The 8,659-nt window shown below is 42.9% G+C and carries 9 protein-coding genes; 2 read left to right on the forward strand and 7 right to left on the reverse strand.

Annotated elements, in window-relative coordinates:
* Window positions 1-99: 99 nt before the first annotated feature.
* A complete protein-coding gene (locus VK541_RS20300; RefSeq protein WP_324372284.1) occupies window positions 100-1,221 on the reverse strand; it encodes an acyltransferase family protein in 1,122 nt (373 codons plus the stop codon).
* Between the two features lie 121 nt (window positions 1,222-1,342).
* Between VK541_RS20300 and VK541_RS20305 the strand changes: the two genes are divergently transcribed.
* Window positions 1,343-2,602 carry a glycosyltransferase gene (locus VK541_RS20305; RefSeq protein WP_324372286.1) on the forward strand — a complete coding sequence of 420 codons (1,260 nt, stop codon included), beginning with the start codon at window positions 1,343-1,345 and terminating at the stop codon, window positions 2,600-2,602.
* Window positions 2,603-2,670: 68 nt separating this feature from the next.
* On the opposite strand, the gene VK541_RS20310 is transcribed toward VK541_RS20305, so the two are convergent.
* Together VK541_RS20310 and VK541_RS20315 are read right to left on the reverse strand one after the other, a co-directional pair.
* On the reverse strand, window positions 2,671-3,900 hold the full coding sequence (locus tag VK541_RS20310; RefSeq protein ID WP_324372288.1) for an acetylxylan esterase: 1,230 nt from the start codon (window positions 3,898-3,900) through the stop codon (window positions 2,671-2,673).
* Between the two features lie 530 nt (window positions 3,901-4,430).
* A complete protein-coding gene (locus tag VK541_RS20315) occupies window positions 4,431-4,967 on the reverse strand; it encodes a hypothetical protein (RefSeq protein WP_324372289.1) in 537 nt (178 codons plus the stop codon).
* 71 nt (window positions 4,968-5,038) lie between these two features.
* Here VK541_RS20315 and VK541_RS20320 point away from each other — a divergent pair, with 71 nt between their 5' ends.
* On the forward strand, window positions 5,039-5,293 hold the full coding sequence (locus VK541_RS20320; protein WP_414692633.1) for a DUF1801 domain-containing protein: 255 nt from the start codon (window positions 5,039-5,041) through the stop codon (window positions 5,291-5,293).
* A gap of 69 nt (window positions 5,294-5,362) precedes the next feature.
* On the opposite strand, the gene VK541_RS20325 is transcribed toward VK541_RS20320, so the two are convergent.
* From VK541_RS20325 to chrA, 4 genes are all read right to left on the reverse strand, one after another.
* Window positions 5,363-6,160 (reverse strand): hypothetical protein, encoded by a 798-nt coding sequence (locus VK541_RS20325; RefSeq protein ID WP_324372292.1) that lies wholly within the window; start codon window positions 6,158-6,160, stop codon window positions 5,363-5,365.
* Between the two features lie 185 nt (window positions 6,161-6,345).
* Complete coding sequence (locus VK541_RS20330; protein WP_324372293.1) at window positions 6,346-6,954, reverse strand: FecR family protein; 609 nt, start codon at window positions 6,952-6,954, stop codon at window positions 6,346-6,348.
* A 303-nt stretch (window positions 6,955-7,257) separates the two neighbouring features.
* Window positions 7,258-7,437: a hypothetical protein gene (locus tag VK541_RS20335; RefSeq protein ID WP_324372294.1), complete on the reverse strand. Its 180-nt coding sequence runs from the start codon at window positions 7,435-7,437 to the stop codon at window positions 7,258-7,260.
* Between the two features lie 242 nt (window positions 7,438-7,679).
* On the reverse strand, window positions 7,680-8,659 hold a 980-nt coding region (chrA, locus tag VK541_RS20340), incomplete at its 5' end, for a chromate efflux transporter (protein WP_324372295.1).

Genomic DNA, 8,659 nt, shown 5'->3' on the forward strand with positions numbered 1-8,659 from the left:
TCTTTCCCAGGAGTTGTTCTGCTTTTGATGAACGTTGCATATCAATCTTTCTGCTTTTATGATCCGGTATATGTTACTATTCTTTCACACGAATATACCTCAAATCATCCTTTTCACTCCAGGAATTTTTAAAATAACCCAACCCAGCACAAAGCTGCACAATACCGATAATGGAGCAACCAGCAGCAGCTTCACAGCTGGATCAACCGACCAGTTTCTTACACTAAGCGTTAGCGCGACAATTGCCAGCGGGTGAAAAATATAGACTGCAAAAGCACAGCGGGATAGCCCGTCAAGCAGCGGCGAGGAGAAATTCCAGGACCATTTTGCCCAACTCAGCAAAGCAGTAAGAATGGACAGCCCTATCCATTGTTCCCACACAGCGTACAGCAATGACTGCCAGTGCAACCCGCCGGAATACCAGGCAACCGGCATATCCAATTTGACCCGGATAATGAAAAACACCGGAAAGAACAACAAACACGACCATGCAGACCATTTGAGGAATTTTCCTGTGTGCCTGGACAGACCATCAAACCATTGGTTCCGGTAGGCCAGCAGCCCGGCAATAAACAATGCGATGTACTGCGGAAAATGCCCCAATTGAAAGCCCAATGGCTTAAGCACCCATCCCACCGGAAAAAATATCCTGGCCAAAAAACTGATCACACCCAGCAAGACAGCAAAAAGCAGAATGGCAGCGGGGCCCGGAGCGGGCAGCGGTTTTTTAGATACAATCCTGATCGATTTCCGCCCCATCACGTAGATCAGGGTAAAAATCAGCAAAGCAGCAACAAACCACATTACCCCGGGTTCTATCCAGGAATCATATCCGGACAAATATTGAGGGTAAGTGATGTGATGGCCTCCTGCAAAATAATAAACCAGATAACTCATAAAGGGCGAAAGCACAAAAGAATAAAAAAGCAAAGGAACGCCCAGCCTCAGCAAACGGTCGGCAATAAACCGGCCTGCTCCCTTTCTATCATAAGATGGGCTCGTAAAGTATGCTGCAAGCAAAAAGAAAAAACCCATAAAAAAAGACTGGTTTATACTCACAAACATGGTCATAGGAACAAGCGCACCAATAAGAGTTGTCTTTTGTGTATAATACCAGCTATCAGGAAAACTGTAGGCAATGAATGTGTGATGGAGAACCACAAGTACAGTCAACAGCACTTTAACGTTATTGATGTAAAATAGCTTTTTCGACCGGTCCACTTTTCAAAAGTATCGTTTTTTATTTAAGCTTCCCCTCATAATTGTTATGAGCTAACATTTTCTATTTAATAGTCTTATTTTTGATTTGCATTACACGCGGTTTTCTTTATACAAATCACCATTGAATATAGGAATTTTCACTTACGGAACACGGGGCGACGTACAGCCGTATATCGCCTTAGCATTGGGGCTTATGGACAAGGGGCACCAGATCACCTTAGCGGCACCCGAAAATTTCAAGGAATTGGTTGAGGGCTTTGGCGTTGCTTTTCATCCGCTTTACGGGAATGCGGAAACAGAGATGAATTCGCCCCTGGGCCAAAGCATATTAAAATCAGAAAACACCATTAAACTGATAAAGCATTTTTTTAAAATACTTCATGATATAAGAGTGCCCCTGCGTAAAAGCTATATAGATGGAATTAACAAAGTAGATTTTATTATAGCAAATGCTGCTACATTACCAATAACAAGCACGATTGCCGAAAAACAAAACAAGAAACTTGCGTTTACTTATTTTATGCCCCCGGGAGTTCCTACCACCGAATTTCCATTGGGCGATTTTGATTTCCTGAATTTCCCGCTGTATAATAAGCTGACCTACAAACTGGCGCACCTGTTTTTCTGGAAATTTTTAAAGAAGGAAACCAACGAGTTCAGGCAAGAATTAGGATTACCGATTTTAAAGGAAAACCTTTTAGCTTATATTGAAAAGCAAAAACCACTGGATTTATATTGCTTAAGCCCAAGCCTTATCCCTCAGCCCAAAGACTGGAGTAATAACCATAAAATAACAGGCTTTTTAACGGTTCCGGAAGAAAAGGAAACAAGCTATGCTGTTAACCAAACACCTGTCAAATTAAATGAGTGGATACAAAAAAGCGAGAAACCCGTATACATGGGCTTTGGCAGCAATGGTGTGGGCAATCCTAAAAAGTTTGTCAGCATCATAAACGAGATCCTAACTAAAACCAACGAACGCATTTTATTTTGTACCGGATGGGGGATATTTGAAGGCTTACCTCAACATGAAAACCTATTCGTAGCCAAATATGTAAACCACAGGGACATTTTGCCAAAATGTAAAGTGGGTATATTTCATGGTGGTGCAGGTACACTGGCAGCCATGTTAAGGAACAATTTGCCGGTAATTATCATTTCGTTTTATACCGACCAGCCAACCTGGGGGAAAATTGTAAAACGGAGAAATCTCGGGGCGCATATCCCAGTAAAAAAACTTACTGCCGGTAAGTTGATTTCGGCGTTGGCAAAAATTCAAACAGAAGAAATAAGGAATAAGGTTGCAATGATCGGCGAACAAATAAGAAACGAGAACGGCCTTGGAAATGCGATCAGGGAAATTGAAAACTACTTTAATTAAATTAGCATAGGCGCAACGCTGTTCTTCATCCAAAAATGCTGAGCAAGATGAGCCAGGTACAGCCGCTGTTACCTAAAATACTTATCCATAAAATTCAAGTACTGTTCCCAGTCATACGTCAATACAGCATGATTGCCCGGCCTGATGTGGTATTGAATTTGTCCTGTTACAGGTTCATTTAATCCTGGCATTTGCGTAACCGGCAATCCATTAGAGCCGAGTAGTTCGTAAACCGGCGTGGCATATACCCCACCTAAAAATTCACCCTCGGGATCAGAATATTGGTCACCCTCGGCACTGCCTATGGCAATAGGTCGCGGTGCAATCATTGAAACAACCAGATGCTGATCGAAAGACAATATCGTATCCTTGCCAATATATTTCCTGAAATTTGCATCAAACCAATGCGGGAAGCTGTTACACAGATGTTTAATGTCTTCACCTTTACCCCGCCGGAAGATCTTTACCCCGCCAGCTCCCGATTCATTACTCAACACCATCGCGAAGCGCTCATCTGTCGCACCTGCCCAAAGTGCAGCCTTGCCAAGCCGTGAGAAGCCAAATACAGCTACCTTTTTGGCGTTGATATTCTTGTCGGTTTCTATATAATCCAGAGCACGGTGAAGCCCCCAGGCCCAGGCGCCAATGGTGCTGAAGTTATCGCCAGACCCCTGCAATTCCGGGTAAAGCGCATGTACTCCGTTTTTAAATCCATCATCAAAATCAGGGTCAATATCTCCGCAATAAATAGTAGCAAAGCCATAACCCCGCCTCAGGATCATTTCAACATCTTTATTGGGGGTCTTGCCGCGGCTGTCTTCTGTTGCTTTGTTGTTTACCGCGGTTTTACTGTTGGCCACCCAACTGGTTGACAGTTTGACAGCGGAATCATTGCTTAAGGTTTGGTTGCCGTTAAAGCCAAGCTGTAATATAAGTCCCGGTTTTTTAACTTTGTTGGGCAAATAGATCAGGATATCCATCCGGGGACCATCGGCCTTACCGGTAAAATAAACGGTTACCTGCTTACGGGTCGCCAATCCACCTAAAGCATTATTGCTGCTTTCAAAAACTTTAAAGGTCATGTTTTTTGGCCTTACCGGCATCTTCCCGTACATTTCTGTAGTAAAAAACTGCAGCAATTCCCGGCGTCTTTGATGCCATTGTTTTACCGTCATCACTCTGGTTCCGTCATTGAAAGTTAACGGATCAGCGAGTCCTGTTATAGTATTTTGGGCATGGGTGCAAAAAGCACTTAACAACAATATTAACCCAATTATAAGATGTTTTTTAACTGGCATAGTGCAGAGGTAATATCTATTATGTAGATGTTTTTTAAATATAGCCAAATTATAATATCAAACTCCCCACATCATAAGTTTGCTATTTTACAATAAACTTGAGGATTGCTGCTCTCCGTCAAAACTTCAATTACATCAATTACTGAAAATACCATTTCTGATCAGTTTCGCTCCATTCCGAGCGGATTCGTTTGCTTTCAAACAGTTTGAAAATGTTATGAGCTAAATTAACTAACCTTTAACTAGCAACCATAATATTATCCGGTTAATTATTATTAACCGGATATCATAACGTCTCTACCTTTAGGTAGGTTATCACAATTTGTGATAACCTCAAGCCACTCGGCTTTGGTAAGTTGAAACATGAAGTCTTCGGGAAATTGATATAGATTTCGCTTAACCTTTCCAGCATTCATTTTCACCATCTAATTCGTCCTCATTCCTGTTCACTATTATATCCAGGTGTCCCGTAATTGATGATTTAAAGTTTGCCATAAAATTTATATGAAAATGCCGTCTTTCATTTAGAACTATCTCGTTGTAAAAATAACACTCATTACTTTTTGCTTGGGACTATAAACCAACTGGGCCATTTTATTGAAACCAATTCTTTGCTTCTCACCTACAAACTCCTGTGTTAGGTCTTTACCTACCAACTCCATTTCTTTTTTGATCCAATCTGGCATCTTTTTAGGTTCAAAAATGTATGCGAAATAAGCAATGTTCATTACAAGCTTCTTGTTCAGTTCAGGATCGGTGGTAAAAGTGTATGTCCACTTCGCCTGCCTAATCATGTGCTCTTCACCTACTAGCTGCACAATGGTTTTATATTTATCCCTTGCTTCATAATGGGGCAGGCCATCAATACGTCCTGCTTCAGAAAATTCAAGTTCAGGATTTACCTTTTTAGCCCACTTGATGAGATCTGTTCTGGTTATGCCAAGTTCCTCAACTATTTCTATTGGGACACTACCGTCGTGCTTGTCCTGGGAGCTACATGAAAAACTGAAGAGCGATATACAAAACACGAAAGATATTACCAGTGTTACTTTATTGTGCAGTTTCATGATCGCAAGTTACAAAAACAGCTACCCCCTTAGGTAATTATTTTAAGGGTTTCAAAATCAGGGCCTATCCTTTGGATTGGGGCTCTCCGTCAAAAAGTCACCCGTTTATCATGTTGTGCAACATGGCAACCTTCAACCCCAGGATCAAAAACTATGTTGCCCTTATCTTTCACAAAGGAGACCTGCTCAATATCAAATCTGACTTTCTTGAACAAGCCACCAAAGGAAAGGTTTACGCAAAGTTTTATTCCATGGACCAAGTAACAGCAAACAAAGAACTGATTGAAAAAATGGTCAATACCTGGATAGATCTGATGGACAGGTAGCATCTGTTAGATATGGGAAGCGTTAAATGTAGTTATCCTGCTTACTAAACTACAAGTACAGATTAAACATCAATAAGCTTCATAAGTATAAGGGTAGTCAGACCCGTTCGGAATACTTTTATTAACCGGATAACCCTGGTCATTGTAAGTATAATTACGCTGCGTGATTTGATCAGCTGAATTAGGCTGAGACAGGCGCGATGAAATGCAATTATTTGGGCTGAAATAATCTAAGTCCCTGGTAGGGTCACCCAATTGGTAAAAGGGATTTGGCTTGTCATCATATTGAAATACCGACTCCAATGTCGTCGTTAATACACCATTCTCATACATGTAAGTGCGGGTTCGGGCGATGTTCCCCCGCTCGCGGGACGTGATTACACGTTCCCAAACGCGGTTCTCGGAACTACTCCCAACCCTTGGAGCAGTAATTTTAGTCAGCAGTTTTGTCTGGGGATCAAACGTTAGAATCACATCAAATGGCTGCAGTCCATTTGTAAATGTAATCAAGTGCTTTTCAATTACTTCCAGCTGAGTTGCAGAGATTCGATTAAACTTTTTGTTAATGGCAAGTTTATAAACCCCGTCGTTTCTATCGGTCAGTTTTGTATTGATTTCGCTAAGTTCTCCGTTAGCATAGGTATACAGATCTTCCTGCAACAGCACGCCATCTTGCGATTTCATGACCACACTGGAAACCTTTCCCTGGGAATTGTAGGAGTAAGTACTGGTCAACTTCGGTGGAATGGTATAGGTCTTAAGTCTCAGCCCGGAAACCTTTTCGAGTTCAGGGTCTTTTTTTTTGCAACCGACAAATGCGATAGTAACTAATAGAAGTAGAAGCGAAGTTTTATACAATCCAGACATGAGCGTTTATTTCTTTCTGCGAATATACAAGATTTCTTATTTTAATGTGTGGTCTCCCTAGTTACAGCTACATTAAAGAATACGAGTAGTGAAAATTTGCACGTGGTTGCCAGTTTATGTTGTTGTATCCTATTCTATTTTAGTAATAGTAAAGATCTCGTTTCCTTTTTTTTGAGTAAACCCATTTACTTTATTGTGGCTATCTTTTGTAAACTCAAATTCTGAACCAGGAATCTCCACAAAGAAAAACTAAGAATTTGCAGTAAAATGTAATTTCGCTTTACCGATTGGGCCTCTGTAAGTATCCGGTCCTGGATTATCATAAAGACCGTTTTAGCACGCTCCTGATGCGTGATGTTATTGAGCGTACGGGTAATATGGGCCAGTGAATTGCTGTAAAAATCAGGGCTCTTTTCTTCCCTGAAATGTTTCACCGCTATCCGGTTGTTGTCGATTAACACCGACTGTTGACCGGGTTTGAGGATAGTGGCGTCATTAATTCTCACACTTCCCTCCAGCAAAGTAGTCCTCACACTACTTTCATCACCATAGCTGTTTACATTAAAATGCGTACCCAGCACCTCTACTTCTTGTTTATCCGTTTGCACTATAAACGGATGCGCTTTATCCTTCGATACTTCGAAATACCCCTCACCGGATAGTTTCACAAATCTTGTTTTACTATTCACAAAATTGGATGGAAACTCAAGTTTCGAGTCAGCGTTCAACCACACCTTCGTTCCATCGGGCAAAGTAAATTGGTAGGTCTGCCCTTTTGCAGTGCTAGCTGTCAATTGTTGCGCTCTTCCATCTGCACCCTCTGCAACTCGGCGGGAGTAAGAGAGTGTACTCCGACGGGGCCTGTGCTACTCTGTGAGCCCTTCAGCGAACCTGAGGAGCGAGACCCGGAGGAGTACCGAACGTGACTCCCATCCGAGTATTTTAACACCCCTCCTATCACCACCCCATTCTTCGCATCACTCAATTGTATCACCTTACCATTAGCCAAAGTTATCGTCGCACCATTCTTACCAGGGGCAATGTCGTTCACAGCGAGTGCGGGATTCCCGACGTCAAGTCGGGACTGACGAGGGGCATTAAAAACCCAAACCCCCAAACACAATTCTTGCTACCGCTGCCGCCGCAACCAGGCCCGTCCGGATTATCCGGAACCCCGGCCATAGTCTTGTGGTTTTTTGAACCGGCAGCTGCTGATCCAAATTTGTCCACATTTCATCTTTAATGCGCACATAATCTTCCATTTCAGGATTTTGCATCTGGCGCATAGATTCCCTGGCATACCAGTTCTCCAGCAGCAGTTGCTCCTGCAGTGTTGCCTCACCTCTCTGATATCTTTGTAGTAATATTTTATCCTGATACTATCCATTTGCTGCAAGGTTCATATCCCTGTTTAATAGTAATACAGATCAGAAAGGCTTAGGGTGTAGAAGAAAATGAAAATAATTACGAGCTGGTGTAAATAACATCTTTTGATGGCGGATATGAACCAGCCCATCAGTCAGAATCCCTTGATCAATATACCAATTATGGCGGCCAGCAGTATAATGTGCGGCTCTTTGATTCTCTTGCTATAGATCAGCACTAGACCGGCTCCCAAGGCGATGATAGCTGTGGGGATATCGACAATGGCCCGGCTGGCAATAATGATCACCGCGCCGACCAGAGCGCCGACTACTACAGCAGTAATTCCATTCACAAACTCCCTGATACTGGCATTCTTTGCGATCCTTTTAAAGGAAGGGGCTAAAGCCACCGTAAACAAATAACAGGGAAGGAAAGTGGCGAATGCCGCCACGCACGCACCGGGAAAGCCTGCTACCAGATAACCGATAAAAGCGACCGTAATTACAACGGGGCCGGGCGTGATCATGGCCACCGCTACCGCATCTACAAACTCCTGTTCATTCAGCCAGTGGTACTGGTCGACTGCCCCACTATGCAGAAAAGGCACGATGGCAAGACCACTGCCAAAGACCAGTGCGCCTGCTTTCAAAAAGAACCAGCCGAGTTCCTGCAAAGTCTTTCCCTCATATTGCCAGAAACCAGTTCCAGTCATTATTATTGCAGGCAAGGCAGCAGGTTTTCTGATCCATTTTGGCGGTGCTTTGACCAGCATATAAAAGATCCCGCATCCTGCAAAAAGCAGGATGTCTTCCTTCTGGGTAATCACAGTGGCCACTACACCCAGCAGGTAAAACAGCCAGAGCAGCCATTTGGATTTGATGGCGCTAATACTAAGGCCGCTTACCGATTTGATGGTCAGTTTATATGCGCTGATGGCGATAATGCCAATTACCGAAGCACTTACCCCATAAAACACGGCCTGCATCCATGATAGCCCGCTATAAAGCTTATAGGCCATACCCAGCAAGACAACCATCACAAAAGATGGCAGCACAAAAGCAAGCCCGACAAGGGTTGCTCCCAAAAAACGGTAATGAACAAAACCTATATAAATGCCAAGCTGTGCGGCAAGCG

Source organism: Pedobacter sp. (genome assembly GCF_035317785.1).
Classification (GTDB): Bacteria; Bacteroidota; Bacteroidia; order Sphingobacteriales; family Sphingobacteriaceae; genus Pedobacter.

Excerpts from the sequence above, each read along its gene's own strand:
- VK541_RS20310 (WP_324372288.1), bottom strand. The coding sequence starts at position 3,900 with ATGCCAGTTAAAAAACATCTTATAATTGGGTTAATATTGTTGTTAAGT.
- VK541_RS20315 (WP_324372289.1), bottom strand. The coding sequence starts at position 4,967 with ATGAAACTGCACAATAAAGTAACACTGGTAATATCTTTCGTGTTTTGT.
- VK541_RS20325 (WP_324372292.1), bottom strand. The coding sequence starts at position 6,160 with ATGTCTGGATTGTATAAAACTTCGCTTCTACTTCTATTAGTTACTATC.
- VK541_RS20335 (WP_324372294.1), bottom strand. The coding sequence starts at position 7,437 with ATGCAAAATCCTGAAATGGAAGATTATGTGCGCATTAAAGATGAAATG.